This window comes from Streptomyces sp. NPDC088785 (assembly GCF_044750685.1).
In the GTDB taxonomy this organism is placed as follows: Bacteria; Actinomycetota; Actinomycetes; order Streptomycetales; family Streptomycetaceae; genus Streptomyces.
Window position 1 is genome coordinate 64,872 of sequence record NZ_JBIVKH010000015.1, and the last position, 21,049, is coordinate 85,920.

20 protein-coding genes are annotated in these 21,049 nt (G+C 74.6%); 5 read left to right on the forward strand and 15 right to left on the reverse strand.

The window, feature by feature from the left end:
* Positions 1-59 precede the first annotated feature (59 nt).
* Positions 60-410 carry a hypothetical protein gene (locus ACIP5K_RS30330; RefSeq protein WP_401414677.1) on the reverse strand — a complete coding sequence of 117 codons (351 nt, stop codon included), beginning with the start codon at positions 408-410 and terminating at the stop codon, positions 60-62.
* An 85-nt stretch (positions 411-495) separates the two neighbouring features.
* Between ACIP5K_RS30330 and ACIP5K_RS30335 the strand changes: the two genes are divergently transcribed.
* Positions 496-1,188, forward strand: a complete 693-nt coding sequence (locus tag ACIP5K_RS30335) for a ThuA domain-containing protein (protein ID WP_401414678.1) — start codon at positions 496-498, stop codon at positions 1,186-1,188.
* Positions 1,189-1,220: 32 nt separating this feature from the next.
* On the opposite strand, the gene ACIP5K_RS30340 is transcribed toward ACIP5K_RS30335, so the two are convergent.
* The 5 genes from ACIP5K_RS30340 to ACIP5K_RS30360 all read right to left on the reverse strand — a co-directional run bounded on the left by ACIP5K_RS30340 (position 1,221) and on the right by ACIP5K_RS30360 (position 6,067).
* The gene (locus ACIP5K_RS30340; protein WP_401414680.1) at positions 1,221-2,351 is read right to left on the reverse strand and encodes a Gfo/Idh/MocA family protein; all 1,131 of its coding nucleotides are present in this window, start codon (positions 2,349-2,351) and stop codon (positions 1,221-1,223) included.
* Positions 2,348-3,145 (reverse strand): sugar phosphate isomerase/epimerase family protein, encoded by a 798-nt coding sequence (locus ACIP5K_RS30345; RefSeq protein ID WP_401414681.1) that lies wholly within the window; start codon positions 3,143-3,145, stop codon positions 2,348-2,350. Before ACIP5K_RS30345 ends, ACIP5K_RS30340 begins: the two co-directional genes overlap by 4 nt.
* Positions 3,146-3,324: 179 nt before the next feature.
* Positions 3,325-4,680: a PQQ-binding-like beta-propeller repeat protein gene (locus ACIP5K_RS30350; protein WP_401414682.1), complete on the reverse strand. Its 1,356-nt coding sequence runs from the start codon at positions 4,678-4,680 to the stop codon at positions 3,325-3,327.
* Positions 4,677-5,228, reverse strand: a complete 552-nt coding sequence (locus ACIP5K_RS30355) for a SigE family RNA polymerase sigma factor (protein WP_401414683.1) — start codon at positions 5,226-5,228, stop codon at positions 4,677-4,679. Before ACIP5K_RS30355 ends, ACIP5K_RS30350 begins: the two co-directional genes overlap by 4 nt.
* Before the next feature lie 101 nt (positions 5,229-5,329).
* The gene (locus ACIP5K_RS30360) at positions 5,330-6,067 is read right to left on the reverse strand and encodes a DUF3152 domain-containing protein (RefSeq protein WP_401414685.1); all 738 of its coding nucleotides are present in this window, start codon (positions 6,065-6,067) and stop codon (positions 5,330-5,332) included.
* A 213-nt stretch (positions 6,068-6,280) separates the two neighbouring features.
* On the opposite strand from ACIP5K_RS30360, the gene ACIP5K_RS30365 reads away from it, so the two are divergent.
* Entirely contained in the window at positions 6,281-7,957 is a 1,677-nt protein-coding gene (locus ACIP5K_RS30365) for an ATP-binding cassette domain-containing protein (protein ID WP_401414687.1), read from the forward strand.
* Here ACIP5K_RS30365 and ACIP5K_RS30370 read toward each other — a convergent pair.
* Entirely contained in the window at positions 7,923-9,326 is a 1,404-nt protein-coding gene (locus ACIP5K_RS30370; protein ID WP_401414688.1) for an aminotransferase class V-fold PLP-dependent enzyme, read from the reverse strand. The two genes, ACIP5K_RS30365 and ACIP5K_RS30370, sit on opposite strands and share 35 nt — an antisense overlap.
* A 220-nt stretch (positions 9,327-9,546) precedes the next feature.
* Between ACIP5K_RS30370 and ACIP5K_RS30375 the strand changes: the two genes are divergently transcribed.
* Both ACIP5K_RS30375 and ACIP5K_RS30380 read left to right on the forward strand, forming a co-directional pair.
* Positions 9,547-10,239 (forward strand): DUF899 domain-containing protein, encoded by a 693-nt coding sequence (locus ACIP5K_RS30375; protein ID WP_401414689.1) that lies wholly within the window; start codon positions 9,547-9,549, stop codon positions 10,237-10,239.
* 235 nt (positions 10,240-10,474) lie between these two features.
* Complete coding sequence (locus tag ACIP5K_RS30380) at positions 10,475-10,822, forward strand: STAS domain-containing protein (RefSeq protein ID WP_401414691.1); 348 nt, start codon at positions 10,475-10,477, stop codon at positions 10,820-10,822.
* A 6-nt stretch (positions 10,823-10,828) separates the two neighbouring features.
* Here the strand turns inward: ACIP5K_RS30380 and ACIP5K_RS30385 are convergent, their stop codons facing one another.
* A complete protein-coding gene (locus tag ACIP5K_RS30385) occupies positions 10,829-11,476 on the reverse strand; it encodes a DUF6226 family protein (RefSeq protein ID WP_401414692.1) in 648 nt (215 codons plus the stop codon).
* A gap of 9 nt (positions 11,477-11,485) precedes the next feature.
* The gene (locus tag ACIP5K_RS30390; RefSeq protein ID WP_401414694.1) at positions 11,486-13,018 is read right to left on the reverse strand and encodes an alpha/beta hydrolase; all 1,533 of its coding nucleotides are present in this window, start codon (positions 13,016-13,018) and stop codon (positions 11,486-11,488) included.
* Positions 13,019-13,116: 98 nt separating this feature from the next.
* Here ACIP5K_RS30390 and ACIP5K_RS30395 point away from each other — a divergent pair, with 98 nt between their 5' ends.
* Positions 13,117-14,061, forward strand: a complete 945-nt coding sequence (locus tag ACIP5K_RS30395; protein ID WP_401414695.1) for a MerR family transcriptional regulator — start codon at positions 13,117-13,119, stop codon at positions 14,059-14,061.
* Positions 14,062-14,086: 25 nt separating this feature from the next.
* Here the strand turns inward: ACIP5K_RS30395 and ACIP5K_RS30400 are convergent, their stop codons facing one another.
* The 6 genes from ACIP5K_RS30400 to ACIP5K_RS30425 all read right to left on the reverse strand — a co-directional run bounded on the left by ACIP5K_RS30400 (position 14,087) and on the right by ACIP5K_RS30425 (position 21,030).
* The gene (locus ACIP5K_RS30400; protein WP_401414697.1) at positions 14,087-14,800 is read right to left on the reverse strand and encodes a hypothetical protein; all 714 of its coding nucleotides are present in this window, start codon (positions 14,798-14,800) and stop codon (positions 14,087-14,089) included.
* Positions 14,801-15,010: 210 nt separating this feature from the next.
* Positions 15,011-16,225 (reverse strand): amidohydrolase, encoded by a 1,215-nt coding sequence (locus tag ACIP5K_RS30405; RefSeq protein ID WP_401414699.1) that lies wholly within the window; start codon positions 16,223-16,225, stop codon positions 15,011-15,013.
* 38 nt (positions 16,226-16,263) lie between these two features.
* A complete protein-coding gene (locus tag ACIP5K_RS30410; protein WP_401414701.1) occupies positions 16,264-17,277 on the reverse strand; it encodes an ABC transporter ATP-binding protein in 1,014 nt (337 codons plus the stop codon).
* Entirely contained in the window at positions 17,274-18,293 is a 1,020-nt protein-coding gene (locus ACIP5K_RS30415) for an ABC transporter ATP-binding protein (protein ID WP_401414703.1), read from the reverse strand. Before ACIP5K_RS30415 ends, ACIP5K_RS30410 begins: the two co-directional genes overlap by 4 nt.
* Positions 18,293-19,294: an ABC transporter permease gene (locus ACIP5K_RS30420; RefSeq protein ID WP_401414704.1), complete on the reverse strand. Its 1,002-nt coding sequence runs from the start codon at positions 19,292-19,294 to the stop codon at positions 18,293-18,295. Before ACIP5K_RS30420 ends, ACIP5K_RS30415 begins: the two co-directional genes overlap by 1 nt.
* A 2-nt stretch (positions 19,295-19,296) precedes the next feature.
* Positions 19,297-21,030 carry an ABC transporter substrate-binding protein gene (locus tag ACIP5K_RS30425; protein ID WP_401414705.1) on the reverse strand — a complete coding sequence of 578 codons (1,734 nt, stop codon included), beginning with the start codon at positions 21,028-21,030 and terminating at the stop codon, positions 19,297-19,299.
* Positions 21,031-21,049 lie beyond the last annotated feature (19 nt).

Genomic DNA, 21,049 nt, shown 5'->3' on the forward strand with positions numbered 1-21,049 from the left:
TCATCTGGGATGTTCCGATCATCGCACCTCGGCGCGGTCGGCGGTCGCCCGGACGGGGCTCACAGCCATCGCCGGGCCGCCTCGACACTGTCCCCGCCGCTGGTGTTGAAGGCGATCGCGGCGCGCGGCGCGTGGCGCCGGATCAGGTTGACGAGCTGTTCGAAGAGCGGGAGCAGTGGCTCCGCCCTGCGGATCCCGCCGCCGATCACCACGACGTCCCACGGCCGCTCGCTCAGCGCCGTGACGAGCGTGGACCCGGACGACGCGTCGTGCACGAGCAGGGTCATCGCCGCGTCGATGCCGTGCTCGGCGAAGCGGGCCAGTTCGGCGTCGAGCGCCGCGCGCAGGGCCGCTCCGTCGACGCCGGGGATGGCTCGCGGGTCGTATCCGACGACAAGTACAGAGGGCATGCGGCCAACCTACCGAGGCCCGCCCCTGGCGTGGTCCGCGGCTACCGTGGGACGGTCCCGCCGCCGCAGGAGAGGAAACCCCCGGATGGCTCCGTCCCCGGCCCCCGCCGCCGCGCGCCACGGGCTGCTGCTCGGCGGTGTCGGCCGCTACACCGACCCGTGGCACCCCTTCGCCGACACGAACCGGGCCCTGAGGGGCGTGGCGCGGGAGGCGGGCGTCGCGCTGGAGCAGGCCGCGGACGTCGATGCCGCGCTGGCCTCCTTGGCCGCCGGGGCGCTGCCGGAACTCGTCGTCGTCAATCTCGGGCAGCCCGGGGACGGCGGTCCGGTCCCGGGCGGCGCCCCGGCCGCGGCCGGGCTCGCGCGGCTGCTGGGGAGCACGGTGCCGGTCCTCGCCGTGCACTCCTCGGCGACCTGCTTCCCGGACGACGCGGTCTGGGAGTCGGGCCTCGGCGGCACCTGGGTGCGCGGCACCACGATGCATCCGCCGTACGGCCGCGCCCACGTCCTGGTCACCGACGCCGGGCATCCGGTGACGGCGGGCCTCGACGCCTTCGATCTGGACGACGAGCGGTACACGCACCTGCGCCACGACCCGGGCGTGCGGGTGCTGCTGGCCCACGAGCACGAGGGCCGACGGCATCCGTTGCTGTGGGTGCACACCCGCTCCGGCGGCGGGCGCACGGTGTACGACGCGCTGGGTCACGACGGCCGTTCGTACGCGTGCGGGGCGCACCGCGGCGTGCTGCGGCGCGCCCTCGCGTCCCTGCTCGGCTGATCCGCCGGGCGCCGGGCGCCGGGCCGGGGGGATCAGAGCGTGGCGGCGAACGGGTCCCGGTCGAGCGGCACCGCGCGGACCTCGCCGGCCCGGCTCCCGACGAGCAGGGTCTCCCCGGTGGCGGCGGCGCGGTCGATGGTGATCAGGACGTCCAGGACGTGGTGGCCCAGGTCGCCGGTCGCGATGTGCGGCGTGCCGGTGCGGATGGCGCGCGCCATGTCGAGGACGCCGAGGCCGCGGCCCTCGCCGAGGCCGACGGGGGCGACCGGCTCCCAGTGCGGCGCGTCGTCCTCGCCGGGGCCGCGGGTGATCCGCACGTCCCCGGTGAACCGGTTGGGGTCGGGGACGACGAGGGTGCCCCCGGTGCCGTTGATCTCCACGACGCCCGCGCGGACGAGGGACGCGTCGAAGCTGAAGACGCTCTGGGCGACCGCCCCGCTCTCGAAGCGGGCGAGGGCGGCCACATGGGTGGGGACCTCGACGGGGAACTCGGTGCCGGCGCGCGGCCCGGTGCGGACGGTGCGGACCGCGCGGCCGGTGGAGGCCACGGCGGAGACCTGGGTGACGGATCCGAAAAGGGTGATCAGCGTCGTGAAGTAGTAGGGCCCCATGTCGAACAGCGGTCCGGCGCCGGCGGCGAAGAGGAACTCGGGGCTCGGGTGCCAGGCGTCGGGGCCGGCCGTCTGGAAGACGGTGTAGGCCGAGAGCGCCGTGCCGATGTCACCGCGTTCGATGGCCCGGCGCGCGGTCTGGACGCCGGGGCCGAGCGCGGTGTCGGGGGCGACGCCGACCCGCAGACCGGCCGCGGCGGCCTGGTCGAGCAGGGCGCGCGCGGAGGCGAGGTCGACGGCGATCGGCTTCTCCGACCACACGTGCTTGCCCGCGGCGACGATCGCGGAGCTGACCTCGGCGTGCACGGCGGGGACGGTCAGGTTGACGACGATCTCGACGCCGTCGTGCGCGAGGACGTCCCGCGTCGTGCCCCAGGCGGGGACGCCGTGCCTGCGGGCCTGTTCCTCGGCGCGCTCCGCCATCAGGTCGCCGATGACGACGACGTCGACGTCGGGGATCCGCGCGAGGGTGGTGAGGTACTGCTCGCTGATGTTCCCGGCGCCGATGATGCCGACGCCGACCGGGCCCGACCGGCTGGTGGGCGGCGTCATCGGACGCTCCCCTGCGCGCGGAGGTGGGCGATGGATCCGGCGATGCCCTCGAAGATGTCGCCGGCGTACGCGTCGAACTCCACGATCGCGTAGGCGGCGTTCGGGGCGGCGGCCAGGGCGGCGTCGACCGCGATCTCGCCCCGGCCCGCCGGCACCTGCCGGGTCAGGGCGATGTCGAAGGGGGCGCCCGAGGTGAACGGGTCGTCGACGACGGCGCCGTCCTTGATGTGCAGGGCGGTGACCCGGTCGCCGAGCCGGCCGAGGAGCGCGACCGGGTCGTTGCCGCCGGCCGAGGCCCAGTACACGTCCAGCTCCAGCCCGACGGCGTCGTCGAGGCGGGCCACGAACCATTCGTAGGCGCTGAGCCCGTCGACGGTGGGGGTGAACTCCTGCGAGTGGTTGTGGTAGCCGACGCGCAGGCCGTGGTCGGCGGCGATCACCGCGGCGTCGTTGAGGAGCGTGGCGGTCTGCTGGATCCGCTCGGCGTCCGCCCACCGATCGGCGTGCACCATGGGCTCGTAGACGGTCTCCAGGCCGAGGGTGCGCGCCGCGGCGAAGGTCCGCTCCAGCGCCTCCCGCCCCTGGCCGGGAGCGGCGATGCCGGCGTGTCCGGTGCGGGCGGCCAGGCCGTGCCGGGCGAGCGCGTCGGCGAGTTCCCGGGGCCGGTCCACGAAGTCGAACACCTCGACGTTGCGCAGTCCGGTCGCCGCGAGACGGGCGAGCGTGCCGTCCTCGTCGGCCCTGAGGGCGTCGCGTACCGAGTACAGCTGGAGCGACAACTGGGGGTGGGACATGGCTGGTCTTTCCGATCGTCGGGCTGCGGGAGGTGACCGGGCGCGTGGGGCCCCGGCGGCGGGCAATCGCTCGTGATGCTCGAAATGACGGCGCCAGGGCCCCTTTTGCGGCGAGGACTTTCGTTCAGATTAAGCTAAAGCCTGCCCGCTGCCAAGGTCACTGCTCCTCCTCCGGTCGGTCAGGCGGCGGGCCGGGGCTCGATCCGGAACAGCTGGTCGCCGACCTGCCCGACGAGGTCGCGTCCGTACCGGATCAGCTCGGGCCGGATCCCGAACCGCACAGCCGCAGCGGGCAGTTGCACCCGCCCGCGCCAGCGCACCGCACCGCTGTCGAGGTCCAGGCCCACCAGGTTCCCGGCCGGGTCGAGGTAGTACGCCACCCTCGCTCCGAGGTCCACCGCGGGCTCGGAGGGCAGCTCCCCCCGCTCGGCTCCGTGCGGGTCCTGGCGCAGGGTGAGGCCCAGGTCGCGCGACCACAGGCGGCGCCCGTCGGACGCCGCCCTCGCGAGGGCCTCACCGCGGGACTCCCCCAGCAGGATGCCGTCGTGGACCGCGCTCCCGGGGTGCCGGTCGGCCCGGTGCCGGGTGACCGCGCCCGACTCCGTGTCGACGCGGATCAGGGTGACGGGCCGGGTGTCCCCCGGCGAGAAGCCGCCCTCGGGCACCCCGACCAGCAGGACGGTGCGGCCGTCCGTCCCCAGGTACGCGGTCTGCCCCGGGAGGGTCGCGACCGTCCTCGCCTCGCCGGTCGCCGGGTCGAGCCGGACGACGGTGCTGCGCTGCGGCGCCCTCTCGCTGTCCGGTGAGCAGGTGAGGAACGGCACCCCGGTGACGGCGATCCGCTCGCAGTCCGCCTTCTTCCACGCGTACGTCCAGAGCGTGCGGCCGGTCCTGTCGTCCAGGGCGGCGACCTTCTTGAAGGTGGGGGTGTTGGCGAGGACCCCGCCGTCGAACAGCACGGCGGAGAAGCGGTCGCGGCTGTCGTCGGCCAGCCTGTGCCGCCAGAGCACCTGACGGCTGGTGACGTCGCGGGCGACGACGTCGCTGCCCGGACTCGACGATCCGGGGGCGTGGTCGGCGTATCCGAACAGGATGCCGTCGCGGACGCCGGGCAGGGCCGTCGCGGACGATCCGTCGGCCGCCCCGGAGCGCTCCTTCCAGGAGACCTTCCCGGTCCGGGCGTCCACGGCGAGCGCGTCGTAACGGGCGCCCTGGCAGTAGACGGTGGCCGCGTCGGTGGTGCAGGCCCGCCAGTCCGCGCCGCCGGGCAGCTCCGTCCGCCACCGCAGCGTGCTGGTGGTGCTCGTGCCGGACGCGGGCGGCTGGGTTCCCCGGTGCGTGCCGCCGCCGGTCAGGAGCACGGCCGACACCGTGACGGCGGTGAGGGCGAGTGCGGCGCCGCCCGCCCGCGTGACGTTCCGGCGCCGGCGACGGCGCACCACACGGTCGGCGACGCCCGTGGGCGCGGCCGGGTCGTCGGGGGTCCAGCCGTGCAGGACCTCCCGGATCGCGCGGTCCAGCTGCTCGGCGCTCATGAGTGCGCTCCTCTCGGGGTGCCGCCGCTCACCACGGCGATCGGCTGCGGTGCGGGCGACGCCAACTCCGGGGCGAGAGCGCGCAGTCGCGCCAGGGAGCGGTGGGTGGTGCTGCGGACGGTGCCGACCGAGCAGCCCAGGGTGCTCGCGACCTCGGTCTCGGACAGGTCCTCGAAGTAGCGCAGGACCAGGACGGTGCGCTGGCGGGGGGTCAGCCGGGCCAGGGCCTGCGCCACGGCGATCCGCAGGTCGGCGGCGGTGGTGCCGTCGGCGACGCCGGGACCGTCCGGCGGCGCGGCGAAGGTCGGCTCGCGGTGCGGCCTGCGCAGCCGCCACCTGCTGACCTGGTGCCGGTACATCACCGTGCGCACGTAGCGCTCGGGATCCTCGACGTGCCGCCAGCGGTCCAGTGCCTTCATCAGGGCGGTCTGCACCAGGTCCTCGGCCTCGTGCCGGTCGCCGCCGGTGAGCAGGTTCGCCACCCGGAGCAGGGCGCCCCAGCGGGAGTCGACGAACTCCCGGAATCTCTCGTGGTCGTGCGGGTCCATGGGCCCCTCCCGTTTCTCGACTCCCCTAGGGACGCGCGGACCTCCGGCGATCTATGTCTGCCGCGGCTCCTGTCTTTCGTCGTCCCCCGCGGCGTCCTCCCCTACGGCACGTGCGGTCCGCCCAGGTAGCGGCCGTCGGAGGCGTAGGGCCAGGCGTTCGCGACGCAGCCCCGCAGGCCCTTGATCTGCTGCATCATCGCGGGGGCGGGCGCGCCGGCCCGGGGGCAGGTCTCGTGGCCGTGGCCGATGCGGTGGCCGACCTCGTGGTTGACGACGAGCGCCCGGTACTGGCCGATGGGGCCGTCGAACTCGGGGGAACCCAGCAGCCACCGGCGCAGGTTGACCACGACGGTCCGGCCGACGCTGCAATTGACCTCGCCGTGCGTGTCCAGGCCCGCCGAGCCGCACAGGCAGTCGACGGTGCGCGGGGTGGCGATCTTGATGACGAAGTCGCGGGGGCCCGCACTCACCAACTGGAAGGAGTCCACGCCGTCGCCGACCCAGCCCCGCGCGTCGCCGAGGATGCCGGAGATCTCGCGGGCGGCGGCGTCGGCGGCGATCCCCGAGCCGTCCTCGACCTGGACCTGGTAGCGCCGCAGCCGGGGTCCGGTGCCTACCCGCGCGCCGTCCGCGTGCGCCGCGCCGAAGGTGCCGGGTCCCGCGCCGGGGACGGCCCCGGACGGCTCCGCGGCCCGCACCTCGTTCCGCGCGGCGCCGGCGCAGTGGGCGGCGGTGCGGGCCTCGCCGTGCCGCCAGTACGTGTAGCCGGCGGCGCCGCCGACGGACAGGGCCACGGCGATCCCGAGCAGCACGCTCAGCAGTCCCGCCCGTCTTCGCATCCACCGCACCGACGCGGCTCCGTGCCCTCGCACGTCCGGACCCCCCTGTGGTTCAGACCAGTTCACCGTGTCTGAGGGACGCGCGGTGAGGGGAGACGGTTGCCTGTCGCACGCGAACGCGTAGCCGGGGTGCCCTCTGGGCAGGTCCCCAGCGGCCGGGCGGTCCGGCGACGGGTGGGAGGGCGCATGGCGGGGGCCGGGGAACACGTCGGAGTGACACTGTCGGCGCGCGGGATCGGGCTGCGCCTGTCCGGCACCCCGGTGCTGTCCGGCATCGACGTGCCGGACGTCGGGCCGGGGCAGGTCCTGGGGATCGCGGGCGGCAGCGGCGCGGGCAAGACGCTGCTCCTGGAGGTGCTCGCCGGGCTGCGCGTCCCGGACACCGGCCGGGTCCGCGTGCGGGCGTCGCCGGACGCGCTGCGCCACGGGTTCGTGCCGCAGGACGACATCGTGCACCGCGCGCTGCCGTTGCGCATCGCCCTGGAGTACGCGGCCCGGCTGCGCGGCACCGACCCGGCCGACGTGCCGCGGGTCCTCGACGAGCTGGGGCTGACGCCGTTCGCGGAGCAGCCGGTGCGGACCCTGAGCGGCGGGCAGCGCAAGCGGGCCAGCATCGCCATCGAGCTGCTGTCGCGGCCCCGGCTGCTCCTCCTCGACGAGCCGACGTCGGGGCTCGACCCGCTCGCCGGGGCGCAGTTGACGCGGTACCTGCGGCGCCTCGCCGCCACCGGGGTCACCGTCGTGCTCACCACGCACACCCCCGCCGATCTGCTCCGCTGCGACCAGGTGCTGTTCATCGCGCCGAACGGCCGCCCCGGCCCGTCGGGCGCCCCCGCCGACCTGCTGCGGTCCTCGCCGGACGGCACCCTGGAGGCGCTGTACCCGGTGGAGGCGGCGGCGCGGACCCCGGCGGACCCCGCCGACGCCACAGACGGCGCAGACGACGCAGACGACGCAGACGACGCAGACGTCACAGACGACACGGACGGCGCCGAACCGGTGTCCGTCGCCGCCGTCCCGGTCACGGGCGGGCCGCGGCAGTGGGCCGTGCTCACCGGGCGCGAGGTGCGGCTGCTGCGGCACGACCGGCTCACCGCCGCCATCACCGTCGGTTCGCCGCTGGTCATCATCGCGATGTTCGCCCTGCTGTTCCGGCCGGGCGTCTTCGACCCGGACCACCCCTCGCCGGCCGCGTCGGCGATGGTGCTGTTCTGGATCGCGTTCGGCGCGTTCTTCTTCGGGCTCGCCTACGGACTGCCGCAGATCTGCGGCGAGTTGCCGGTCCTGCGCCGCGAGCGCCGGACCGTGCTGCGCCTCGGCCCCTACCTCCTCGCCAAGCTCACCGTCCTCGGGCCGGTGCTGCTGTTCGCCGACGCGCTGCTGCTGGTGGTGCTGCGGGCGCTGGACCGGCTGCCGGCGGCCGCGCCGTCCGTGCACGTCTCGCTCTTCGTGACGACGGCGCTCGCCTCGTTCGCGGCGCTCGCTCTCGGCCTGTGCTGCTCGGCGCTCGTCTCGGAGCCGAGCCAGGCCGCCCTCGTGCTGCCCCTGCTCTGCTTCCCGCAGGTGCTGTTCTCCGGGGCGTTCGTGCCCGTGCCGCGGATGGCGGCGGGCGGGCGCTGGATCAGCGTGGCGATGACCAACCGGTGGGCGTTCGAGGCGCTGGGCTCCGGCGCGGACCTGGAGCGGCTGTGGCGCGGCGGCGGCGCGGAGGGCCGGGCGCTGCTCGCCTCGTACGCGGACAGCTTCGGGCGCCCGCCCTGGTACGGCTGGGCGGTGCTGGCGGGCTGCGCCGTCGGACTGCTGGGCGTCGCCCGGCTGGTGCTGGGCCACCGCTGCCCGGCGGCGCGGCACCGGGTCAGCAGGACAGCCGCGGGGCGAGGGCGCCCCTGAGCGGTGTCGCGGCGGCGAACGTGGCGCGCAGGAAGTCGAGGAACCGGTCGATGTCCGCGGGCACGTTCGCGACGCCGGGCGAGACCCGCACGGCGCCGCCCGAGGGCAGTCCGAGCCGTTCGATGTAGCCGTCGATGGTCTCGGCGCGCCCGCGTCCGCTGCCGGTGCGGCGCAGCAGCCGGGGCGCGATCGCGAAGGCCTCCTCGCCGGCGCCCGGGTTGCAGAAGCAGCCGGTGCGCACGGAGATCCCGGCCGCCGAGCACTCGCGGGCGACGATCCGCTCGTCGACGACCGCGCCGTGCCGGTCAAGGACGTTCAGGGCGACCGTGCCGCCGCGTCCCTCGGTGCCGTGCGGCCCGTAGACCCGCACCAGCGGCCGTCCGTCGCGGTGCGCGAGCGCGGCGAGGCCGTCCAGCAGGCGGGCGGTGAGGGCGGCGACGTGCCCGGCGACCCGGTCGGCGCCGATCGCGTCGAACCAGTCGAGGCCCGGCACGATCTGCGGCACCGCGTGGAAGTCGGGCGTGCCGTCCTCGAACGCGGCGGGCGCCTGCGCCATCCGGTGCCAGCGGGCCTGCGCGCTGACCACCTGGATGGTGCCGCCCGCGAACCAGGGCCTGCGCAGCGCGGCCAGCGCCTCGCGCCGCGCCACCAGGCTGCCGACGCCGGACGGATAGCCGAACACCTTGTACCAGCTGGCCACGGTGAAGTCGGCGGGCGTGCGGCGCAGCGACAGCGTCCCCGTCGGCAGGTACGCGGCCGCGTCGAGCAGGGTGTGCCAGCCCGCCGCCCGGGCCCGCTCCACCCACTCCAGCGGGTGGCGCACGCCGCTGAAGTTGCTCTGCGCCGGGAAGCAGAACAGCCCGCGCCGCCGCGACCCCAGCGCGTCGCGCACGGCCGCGCCGTCGGCCCGCAGTTCGGCGCCGGCGAACGGCACCAGCCGCACCCGCGCGCCCGCGGCCCGGGCGAACTCCCGTACGCCGTTGACGGAGTTGTGGTTGTCCTGGGTGAGGAGCAGCGCGGGTCCCCTGCGGCCGCGGAACGGGTAGGCCTCCCCGACCAGCTTCACCGCCTGTGAGGCGTTGGCCGTGAAGACCACCGTGTACTGCGCCGGGTCCGCGTCCAGGAAGCGCAGGACCCGCTCCCGCGCGGCCTCGATCAGGGCGGTGGAGGCGGCGGAGGCCGGGCTCTCGGTGTGCGGGTTGCCGAACGCGGCGCCGCGCAGCCGGGCCGCGTGCGCGTCGACGAGGCGGCGTGGCACCGGGGTGGCGCCGGTGTGGTCCAGGTAGATCTGCCGCGTCTCGTCCAGGTATCCGAAGTCGTCGGCGCGCAGCCTGCCGAAGTACTCCCCGCCCCGCTCGTCCCGCCCCATGGCAAGCGCCCCCCTGTCCGTCCGTCCCGCCGGTTACCTCGCCCCTCCTGGCCGCAATATCTGCCGCCCACGGCCGGTTGTCCAGAGCGCCCCGGAGGGCGCACCGATGAGTTCCGGGGTGTTCTGGAGTCATGACTCCCGACCGTTCCGTTCCTCTCGTTTCCTCTCGTTCCCTCTCGTTCCCTCTCGTTCCCTCTCGTTCCGAGCGCCCGGAGGCACCATGTCCAGCACCGAGCACGCCCTGCCGCCCGTCGTCTCCGCCGCAGCCTGGGAGAAGGAGCTGGCGGCACTGCGGGTGCGGGAGAAGGCGGCCACCCGGGAACTCGACGCGATCGCCGCGCAGCGCCGCCGGCTGCCGATGGTCGAGATGCCGGACTACGTCCTGGAGGGCGCGGACGGCCCGGTCCGGCTCGCCGACATCTTCGACGGGCATCCGCAGCTCATCGTGTACAGCCACATGTGGCACGACGGCGCCGCGTGGCAGTGCGGCGGCTGCACCGGTTTCACGTCCCAGTTCACCCGGCTCCTCGGACTGGAGAAGTTCGACGCCCGGTTCGTGATCGTCACGCAGGGCCCGATCGGGGAGGCCCTGGCCTACCGGCGCCGGGTCGGCAACCGGATGGACTGGTACTCCACGGAGCACAGCTCCTTCGGTTCCGACGTCGACGCCCCGCCGGACGGCGGCTTCGGGGTGAACGTGTTCCTGCGCGACGGCGACACGGTCTACCGGACCTGGCACACCAACGGCCGCGGGACCGAGCAGCTCAGCCATCTGTTCCCGCTGCTGGACATCCTGCCGTACGGGCGTCAGGAGGACTGGCAGGACTCCCCCGCCGGATGGCCCCAGGGACCGGCGTACCGCCGCTGGGCCTCGCCCCAGGAGATCGCGGCCGCTTACGGCGAAGAGGATTGAGCCGCCCGAATCGAGGTAGGCGTCCGGTCGCATCAGGCCCGAGGGAGCCAGACCTCCCGGAGTCGAACAGGATCAGCGTGACCGAGCGACCGAACGAATCGTCGAGTTGTCGTGAGCCCGAACCGTCCCCCGCGGGGCGGTGGCCGGGCCCGTCGGCGCGTCCGCGGGACGTGTCGGGAGGAAGGTGCCGGAGGCGGTTCCGGCACGGCTGCCACCGGCCCCGGGGGGCGTCGGGGTGACGGCCACCACTCCGCCGTCGCTCGTCATCGACGTCGTCGACACCGGCGACGCGGTGCTGATCCGGGTGCGCGGCGAGATCGACCTGCGGACCGGTCCCCGGCTGGAGCGGGCGCTGGCTCCGTTCCACGCGCGCAGGTGCGAACTCGACCTGGGAGAGGTGCCGTTCACCGACTCGACCGGGGTGAACCTGCTGGTGCGGCACCACCGGGAGGCGGCGCGCGCCGGGGGCGCTCTGCGGCTCGTGTCCGTCGCGCGGCCGGTGCTGCGCATCCTGCGGCTCACCGGGACCGACGCGCTCCTGCTGCCCGGGGGCGGCCCGCTCGGGGCGCAGGACCCGTCCTGAGCCGCCTCAGTCCCAGGCCGGTCCCCGCACCACGTGGTGGGGCGAGCGCCCGGCCCGGGCGTCGGCGAGGGCCGCGTCGACCGGGGCGGACTCGGGCCAGTTGCTCGCCGACAGGCTCTCGCCGGTCTCGGTGACCACCCGGCCCGCTCCGGCGTCGACGCGGGTGAAGGTGCCGGTGACGACGGCCGTGACGGCGTCGTCGAGCAGTTCGAGGATGCCGTCCGAGCCGTCGTCGCACGCGTCGCAGCCGCAGTCCGGCACCGTCTCCACCGGGACCGCCGGCTCGCCCGCGCCGATCAGCAGCACGGTGCGCGGTACGCCGTCGATGGCGCCGAAGCCGAAGACCAGGGGCAGCGCGTCCGCGCGGGCCGGCCGCAGCACGACCGCCTCGGCGGGCGGCGGGTCCTGCGGGTACCGCCACAGGCCCGCCGGGTCCGCGCCCGGGTCCACCGTCGCCAGGCCGAGGCCGCTCAGCGCCCGGATCCAGGCGTCGGCGCGGGCGGCGAGGATGCGGTATCTGCCCGGGTCGGTGCAGCGCGAGTACTCGTCGTCGAGCGGGGCCCGGTCGGGGTGCGGGTCGGCCCAGCCGGGGGTGTCCGCGCCGGTGTCGGCGAACGCCCCGTCGACGGCCGCCCGCAGCTCCTCTTGATCCATGGCCGCACTCTAACGCTGCGGGGTGAGCCGCCCGAGCACGCGCCGCATCGCCTCGCGCACCGCGTCCCGCGCGCTGTCGGAGTGGTCGGTCCCCTCGAAGCCGTGCGGCGCGGACGGTACGTCGACGACCTCGACCGGTGCGCCGCCTGCGTCGGCGGCCGCGAGGAAGGCGCTGACCGTGGCGGCGATCGCGGACGTCTCCCGGCCGACCCGGACGAGGACGAACGGCGGTGTGCCACCGCGCGCGACCACCTCGGCGGGCCTGAACCGGGCGTCGTCGACACCCCAGCCGGGCAGCGGGGCCATGATCGGGTAGGTGGCGGCCAGGCAGCGCAGCCACGGCGGGCGCGCGCTCAGCCAGGGCGCGGTCAGCGGCCCGCTGCCGGACAGGAACCACAGGGCGATCCGGTCCGCGTCGACCCGGGGGTCGGCGCGCACCGCGGCCACCGCCGCCGCCAGGTCCGCCGCGGCGGCCGGGTAGGCGGTCACCGCGTGCAGCCGGTGGTCGAGCGTCACACCGACCACGCCCCGGTCGGCGGCGAGCCGGGCGTAGCCGACGAGGGTCGGCCAGTCGCGGGGCGTCGGCTCCGCCCCCGCGGGCACCGGCCCGCCGTGCACGAACACGATCGCGGGCCGCGGTGTCCCGTCGGCGCCCTCGGGGACGTAGAGGTCGAGGTCGCCGCGCCGCTCGCGGGGCCGTTCGGTGACGTCGAGGAGGAAGGGCCCGAGGTGGCCGGCGGTGCCCGGGTCGCCGGGCGCGCGGTCGCCGCCGCTGTCCACCAGGCTCTCCCCCTCCCCGGCGGCCGCGGCGAGCAGCACCCGTGCGAGCCCGTCCGGGTCGGACAGCATCGGCCAGTGCCCGGTGGGCAGTTCGAAGAAGGTGACGCCGGGCCGGGCCAGCGCCTTGACCGTGGGGTCGCCGAAGTCGAGCAGCATGCGGACGGTGGCGAGGGTCGCGCCGTTCTCCGCGCACAGCACGCCGGTGGTCGGCGGCAGGGGGGCGCCGGACAGGCGCAGCGGACGCAGCAGGGTGGCGAGCGGCTGCGGGGCGGCGAGGGCGGTGAGCCGGTCGAGGGCCGCACCGGGTACGCCCGCGGTGCTGCCCCAGCGCGGCCACGCGTCCCGGGCGGGCGGCGGGAGCACGGCGTCGGGGTCCGCGGCGGCGCCGAGCCGCTCGCGCAGGTCCTGGTCGGGCAGGGCGGCCAGGGGCGGCACGCCGTCGGCGACCGGGGCGGTGTCCACGTGGACGATCCGGGCGACGCGCCCCGGGCGCAGGTCGGCGGCGCCCACCGCCGGGTACACGCCGTAGTCGTGGGCGACGAGCACGAGGTGCGGTGCGTCGTCCTCGGCCGCCGCGTGGATGGCGTCGATGACGCCGACGAGGGCGGCGACGTCCGCCGCGAGGTCGGCCCCCGTCCCGGCCCGCAGCCCGGGCAGGTCGACCGGATGGGCCCGCGCGCCCTCGGCCGTGAGCCGGGCGGCCGTCTCCCGCCACACGTGCTCTCCGGTGAACAGCCCTGGCACCAGCACGAATTCGGTCATCGGACCCACTCCTCGGGACGCTCGCGGTCGCGGCCCGGTCCGTCGCCGGGCGGCGTTCGCGGGTACGTTAGGAACTCCCCCAGAGGGAGGTTCAAGTGATGCCGGGTGCCGGGTCCGACGGTCTGTGGAGCATCGGTGAACTGGCCGGGCACGCCGGCACCACCGTGAAGACGGTCCGCTTCTACTCCGACAGCGGTCTGCTGCCGGAGCGTGCGCGCAGCGCCGGTGGACATCGCCGCTACGCCCCGGACGCCCTGGACCGGCTGCGACTGATCCGCTCCCTGCGCGGGCTGGGCCTGCCGGTCGCGCAGGTGCGGCGCGTGGTCGACGAACAGGCGGGGGCGCAGGGCGTGTTGGAGGGGGCCGTCGCGGAGCAGCTGCGCGCGCTCGGGTCGCGGCTGAGCGCGCTGCGCTGGCAGGAGGCCGCGCTGCACCTGGTGCACGGCTGCCCGCCGCGGGAGCGCGCGGACCGGCTGCGGCTCGTGGGCGCGCTGGGGTCGCCGCCCAGCACGGACCCGCTGGTGCGGTTCTGGCGCGGGTGGCTGCCGCCGCGCATGCCGGCCGCGTCCCGGAGGGCCTTCATGGAGGTGGCCGTTCCGCAGCCGCCGGACGCACCGGCCCCGGCGCAGGTGCTGGCGTTCGCCCGGTTGTGCGCTCTGGTGTCCCGGCCCTGCGACGGTTCCGCCGCGCCCTCCCAGCCGGCCGCCCACCGTGCGGCGGGCGCCCGTGAGTCGGCGCTGCTGTACGCCGGGCTGGCCGAGGCCTACGACCTGGCGGCCGTGCGGATGCGCGCGGGCGCCGCGCCCGGTGCCGGGGAGGCGCTGGACTGCTTCGTGGCGACGTACGCGCGGGTGGCGGGCTGTCGCGACACCCCCGGCTTCCGGCGCGGGCTCGCCCGGCGGCTCGCGGCGGATCCCCGGCTCGACGGTTACTGGGCACTGGTGGCGGAGCTGATCACCGTGCCGGGCGGGGTGCCGGAGCCGACGCCGGGCGGTGCGCACGACTGGCTGCTCGCCGCGCTGGAGCGGCAGCCGGCGGCGTGAGCGGCCGGCCCGGCCGGCGGCGGCGTCAGCGGGCGTCGACGAGCTGGTAGAGGTAGATGAGCCGGCTGTCGTCGTCGGGCATGGCGTTCACGTCGTCGGAGGGGGCGTCGATGCGGAACCAGAACGCGGGTGCCCCGGCCCCCGTCAGTTCGCCCTTGTCCTGCATCCGGGCGAGTTCGTCGAGGAACGGGTTCACGGCGGGCTTCCCCGTGCCCAGGCGGGTCGCGAGGCGGCCGCCGACGACCGTCCTGAGGTGCCGCGTGTCGATGAGGACCTTCGTCGCGGCGCCGGTCGCGCTGGACGGCAGGAAGCGGGGCGCGGCGCCGTCGCAGTCGTAGCGGCCGAGGACGAGGCCGACGAGCGTGGGGCTCTCGCCGCCCATGCTGACGGACTCGATCTTCGCGTAGGGGCCCTGGCCGTCGTGGTCGCAGACGGACCCGGTCGGCGGCTTCTGCCGGTGGGCGAACGTCCAGCCGCCCGAGCGCGCGCCGCTGTTGGGGGAGGTGCTCGTGGCGGCCCCGGCGGTCGGGGAGGAGGCGGACGCCGAGGGCGGCGCGGAGGGGGTGGCGGACCCGGACGGCTCGGAGGGGCGGCTGGCGGCCGTGCCCGGTGTACGGGTGGGCTTGGCGTCGGCCTCGCTCCGGTCGCAGGCGGTCAGGGCCAGGGCCGTCGCGACGGCCCCTCCCAGCGCGCAGGCCCGCAGGCTGTCGCGGAGCACTCTCTGGCGGTTCACACGCATGGTCGGTTCCCCCGGTGTCGTGCGCACGGGCTGCCGTGCGCCGTGGTGGTGTCGGTGCCGGGGGAAGCGTGCCCGGGGGGCGGAGGGGTCCACACACACCGTGCGGGAACGTGACAGACCGTTACAAAGCCAGGACATCGCGGCTTTTCGGATCGTCGGCGGGTGGGGGCGGGGTGCCGCGCGGCGCCCGCTCCCCCACCCTGACCGACGTCAGCCGGCCGTGACCAGTTCCAGGCCGTCGGCCACGACGCGGCCGTCGTGCAGGACCGTGCGGTCGGTGCCGCGGTCCATCACGGCGCTGGACGGCGTCTCGCCGTCGACGAGGAGGAGGTCGGCGCGGTCGCCCACGGCGAGGCCGGGACGGTCCGCGACGCCGGCGAGCCGGGGCACGTCGTGGCTCATGATCGCGGCGCCGCCCATGCTCGCCACCGCCAGGCACATCTCGATGTGCTCGTCGCGGCGGAAGTTGTTGGTGAAGGCGAGCTGCCACGTGCGGTCGAGCAGGTCGCAGTTGCCGTACGGGCTCCAGTAGTCGCGCTGCCCGTCCTCGCCGAGACCGACGCGCACGCCCGCCTCGGTGAGCTGGACGAGGGAGAGGTGGCCGCGCCCGGCGGGGGCGACGGTCGCCATGGCGATGTCCAGCTCCGCGAACTCCTCGATGAGGCGGCGGCTGGTCGACTCGTCGACGGAACCCAGTTCGTAGGCGTGCGACATGGTGACCTTGCCCTGCATGCCGAGCGCGCGGACGCGCTCCAGGATCAGGTCGGTGGAGAACACGCCCAGCGCGCCGGGCTCGTGGAGGTGGATGTCGACCTCGACGCCGTACTTCTCGGCGAGCCCGAAGACGACGTCCAGGTGTCCCTTGGGGTCGCGGTCCAGGGTGCAGGGGTCGATGCCGCCCATCACGTCGGCGCCCGCCTTGAGCGAGGCCTCCAGGTAGTCGGCGGTACCGGCCTCGCGCAGGATGCCGGCCTGCGGGAACGTCATGATCTGGACGTCGGCGAGGTGCCCGTGCTTCTCCTTGGCGGCGACGACCGCCTCGAACTTCTCCAGCTTGCAGTCGACGTCGACCTGCGCGTAGGTGCGCACCCGCGTCGTCCCGCGGGCGATCATGCGCTCCAGGGTGCCGGCGACCCGCTCGGGCAGGTCGATCTCGGCGTCGCGCCAGTTCTCGCGGTCGTTCATCATCATCGTCCACACGCCGGGCCCGCCGGTGTGCGGGCGGAACGGCAGGCCGATGCGGGTGGAGTCCAGGTGCACGTGGACGTCGCTGAAGGACGGCAGGAGCAGTCGGCCGCGGCCCTCGACGACGTCGCCGGCGGGCACCGCCGCCGGGTCGTGCGGGCGGATCGCGGTGATGCGGGTGCCGTCGACGGTCACGTCGCTGCGCTCGCCGCCCCAGGGGCGTACGTCACGGATGAGCATGTGGTGCAACTTCCTTACTTCGGTGGGGTGCTGACGGGTCAGTGGGTCGAGACGGCCCGGTCGGCGAAGTGGCAGGCGGGTCCTTCGCCGTCCGGCACCGGTGGGGTCTCCCCCGCGCAGCGCGCCTGCTCGGCCTCGCCGAGGGTGGGGCGCAGCGGGCACCGCGTACGGAACACGCAGCCGGACGGGGGGTCGGCCGGGGTGGGCAGGTCGCCGGTGAGACGGATCCTGCGGCCCCGGTCGGCGTCCGGGTCGGGCTGGGGGACGGCGGAGAGCAGGGCGCGGGTGTAGGGGTGGCGGGGGTCGTCGAAGACGTCCCGGGTGGCCCCGCTCTCCATGACTTTGCCCAGGTACATGACGGCGACGCGGTCGGCGAAGTGCCGGACGACGGACAGGTCGTGGGCGATGAAGAGGTAGGAGACGCCGGTGTCGGCCTGGATGTCCTGGAGCAGGTTGACGACCTGGGCCTGGACGGAGACGTCGAGGGCGGAGACCGGCTCGTCGCAGATGATCAGGCGGGGTTCGAGGGCGAGCGCGCGGGCGATGCCGACGCGCTGCTTCTGGCCGCCGGAGAACTCGTGCGGGAACCGGTTGTAGTGGTCGGGGCGAAGACCGACCCGGTCCATCAGTTCCCGTACGCGCGTCCTGACGCCGCCGGGCGGGTCGATGCCCTGGGCGTGCAGCGGGGCGGCGATCGCGGCGCCCACGGTCTGCCGGGGGTTGAGGGACGAGGTCGGGTTCTGGAAGACCATCTGCACCTGGCGGCGGTACTCCTGCGCCTCGGCCCGGTTCAGCGCGCCGACGTCGCGGCCGTCGAGCAGGACGGTGCCCGAGGTCGGTTCCAGCAGCCGCATCAGGAGCCGGCCGGTGGTGGACTTGCCGCAGCCGGACTCGCCGACGATGCCGAGGGTCTGTCCGGCGCCGACGGAGAAGCTGACGCCGTCGACGGCCTTGACCGGGGCGCCGCCCCGGCCCAGCAGGCCGCCGCGCCCGCGGAAGTGCTTGGTCAGGCCCCGCGCCTCCAGGAGCGGCGGCTGTTCGGTGGTGGTCATCGCACGGCCTCCTCGGCGTCGGCGAGGGTCTCCAGGTGGCACCGGGAGGGGTGGTCGGCGCCGGTGGCGGCGCGGAACGCGGGGCGTTCGGTGTGGCACCGGCCGTCGGGCACGCGGTGGGTCTGCGGGCAGCGGTCGGCGAAGAGGCAGCCCCCGGGCAGGGCGAGCAGCGAGGGCGGGAACCCCGGGATGGGGCGCAGCCGTTCGCTGTCGTCGCCGAGCGTCGGCATGGAGGCGAGCAGGCCCTGGGTGTAGGGGTGGCGCGGGTCGCGGAAGAGCTCGCGCACGCTGCCCCGCTCCACGCACTGGCCGCCGTACATGACGGCGACGTGGTGGCAGACCTCGGCGACGACGCCGAGGTCGTGGGTGACGAGGACGACGGAGGTGCCGGTCTCCTGCTGGAGTTCGCCGAGCAGGTCGAGGATCTGCGCCTGGACGGTGACGTCGAGGGCGGTGGTCGGTTCGTCGGCGATGAGCAGTTCGGGTTCGCAGACCAGCGCCATGGCGATCATGGCGCGCTGGCGCATGCCGCCGGAGAACTCGTGCGGGAAGGCGCGGGCGCGCCGCCGGGGGTCGGGGATGCCGACCCGGCCGAGCATGTCGACGGCGACGTCGAGGGCGGCCTTGCGCGACACCCGGTTGTGCACCCGGTACGCCTCGGCGATCTGGGCGCCGACGGTGTGGAAGGGGTGCATCGCGGAGAGCGGGTCCTGGAAGATCATGGCGATCTTCTTGCCGCGCCAGGCCCGCATCCGGTCCTCGGACAGGGTGTTGAGGTCGGTGCCGTCGAGCAGGATCTCGCCGGTGACCTCGGCGCGGGTCTCCTTGAGCAGCCCCATCAGGGCCTGGCTGGTGACGGTCTTGCCGGAGCCGGACTCGCCGACGATGCCGAGGGTCTCGCCCCGGTTCAGGGTGAGGTCCATGCCGTTGACGGCGTGCACGGGCCCGTCGTCGGTGGGGAAGGTGACGTGCAGGTCGCGGATGCGCAACAGGGGGTGGTCGGTGACGGTGGTCATCAGGCGGCCCTCACTCGCGGGTCGATGACGGCGTAGACGGCGTCGACGACGACGTTGGCGACGATGATGAAGAAGGCGGCGAGCAGGGTGATCGCCATGGTCACGGGTAGGTCGCCGGCCTGCGCGGCGCGCACGGCGGTGAAGCCGACGCCGGGGACGGAGAAGATCTGTTCGGTGAGGACGGCGCCGCCGAGCAGCAGCCCGATGTCCAGGCCGAGCATGGTGACGACGGGGGTCAGTCCGGCGCGGGCGCCGTGCCGGACGACCATCACGGTCCTGGACAGGCCCTTGGAGCGGGCGGTGCGCATGAAGTCCTCGCCGAACGTCTCCAGCATGGAGCTGCGGGTGACGCGGATGTACTGGGCGCTGAACAGCACGGCGAGCGCGACCCACGGCAGCAGGTAGTTCTCGAACCAGCCGCCGAACCCGGCGTCGCCGAACGGTGAGGTGATGGCGTTGGTGGTGAACGGCAGCAGGTCGAACGTCGAGACGAAGACGAGCAGCAGGAGCAGCCCGGTGACGGGGATCGGCAGCGAGACGCCGACGGAGGCGCCGCCCACGATCAGCTTGTCGACGAGCTTGTTCTTGCGCAGGGCGGCGAGCGTGCCGAGGGTGACGCCGACGACCGTCCACAGCAGGATCGCGCCGACGGCGACGGACACCGTGTAGGGCAGGGCGCGTTCCAGGACGGCGGTGACGTCCTCGTTCGTCTGGAACGACTTGCCGAAGCAGGGCCATTCGCACAGCGTCTGCGCGCCGGCCGCGCCGACGGTCCGCGCGTGGAAGAGGCCGGACATGTAGGTCAGGTACTGGGTGAGGAACGGCTTGTCCATGCCGAGGGCGACGCGCGCCTCGGCGACGCGCTCGGGCGTGCACTCCTGTCCGCAGGCCGCGGCGGCCGGGTCGGCGGGCCCGAACTGGAAGAGGGTGAAGGTGACGAAGCTGATGACGATCAGCAGGACGACGGTGGCGCCGAGGCGCCGGAGCAGAAAGGCGGCCATGGTCACCCCTTCTTGGACGTGACCGAGACGGTCGACAGGTCGATGGAGCCGAAGAAGTAGCCGACTTGCGCATTGCGCACGCGGGATCCCACGACGCTGCGGGTGACGCTGCGGATCAGCGGGACGAGCGGGTAGTCCTGCATGCCGCGGTCGAAGAGCGTCGCCCACTTGCGGCCGAGCTCCTCGCTCGTGCCGTTCTCGCCGCGCAGTTCGTACATGGCGCGGGCGGTCTTCGGGTCGTAATAGCGGGGGATGTTGGAGAAGCCGAAGCTCTTGCCGTCGACGCTCGGGCCGAGGTTCGGGTCGACGGTGGTGCGCACCGAGCCGCTGTCGGCGCCGCCGCACCAGCCGCTGCGGGCGATGTCGGGCATGTTCTTCCCGGCGAGCGTCGTGTAGTAGTTCGCGGCGGGGATGGCGCGCAGTTCGAGGTCGATGCCGATCTGCTTCAGGTTCTGCTGGAGCGAGGTGCCCATGTTCTTGTAGCGGGGCGTCGCGTCGGCGTATCCGTAGACCAGCTTCTTCGGGTAGTCGCGGCCCTTGAGCAGCTTCTTCGCCTCCGCCACCTTGGGCTGGCCCGCCGGGTCGAGGTCGGTGTGCTGGGTGACGTAACCGCGCTGGTCGGCGTTGATGTACGACTGCGTGAGCTTGCCGAAGCGGGCGCCGCCGTACTGGAGGTGGATGGCCTTGCGGTCGATGGCGACGGCGATGGCCCTGCGCACGACCGGGTCCTTGATGGACTCGGTGTTGAAGTCGAGGACGTCGGTGCAGCCGATGAGGCCCGACGCGGTGCGCCGCGCGACGTCCGCCGTGTCCAGCTCGGCCGCGTCCGACGCCTGGAGGCCGCCGGCGCTGTCGAGCGTGAGGGCCGTGGGGTCGGAGTCGGCGAGCAGCTGCTGGCTGATGGTCGACTGGGCGGTGGAGAGGCTGAAGGTGAAGGTGTCCGGCAGCGCGGTGCGGTTCGGGTCGGTCGCCGGGTCCCACCGCGGGTTGCGCACGAGCCGCATGGAGCGGCCGCGGTCGTAGCGCTCGATCTTGTACGGGCCGGTGGACACCGGGTGGTTGGTGTAGTCGAGCTTGGTGTCCTTCGCCCGGGGCACGGGCGCGGTGTTGGAGCGGGAGACGAGCGCGGGGAACTCGGCGAACGGCTGCTTCAGCTTGAAGACGACCGTACGGGCGTCGGGGGTCTCGATGCCCTTGAAGTCGCCGGATCCCTTGGCGTAGGGGCCCTTGTAGCCGTCGTCCGACAGGGCGGAGTTCAGCTCCTGCGGCGCCTGGGTGTAGACGTCGCGGGCGTAGGTGCGCTCGACGCCGTACTTGACGTCCTGGGCGGTGATCGGCGCGCCGTCCTCGAACTTCAGCCCCTTCTTCAGGGTGTAGGTCCAGGTGAGGCCGTCCTTGGAGACCTTGCCGAGGTCGGTGGCGAGGTCGGGCACGATCTTCGGGGGCTTGCCCGCCTCCTCCTTGGCCATGGTGAGGGTGCGGTAGTAGAGCTGCCCGACGTTCGCCGTCTGGACGTAGTTGCTGTTGCCGGGGTCGAGGGTCTGGAAGTCGGTGGACATCAGGACGTTGACGTTGCCGCCCCTGGTCGTGTCGCCCTCGCCGACCTTCACGGCCTCGAAGGCGTCGGCCGGGGCGCGGGAGCCCGAGCCGGGCGCGGGCTTCGCTCCGCCGCAGGCGGTGAGGGTCAGCCCGGCGCTCACCGTCAGGGCGAGCGCCGCCACGGTGCGTCGATTCACTGCTGCTCCTGGGGTTCGT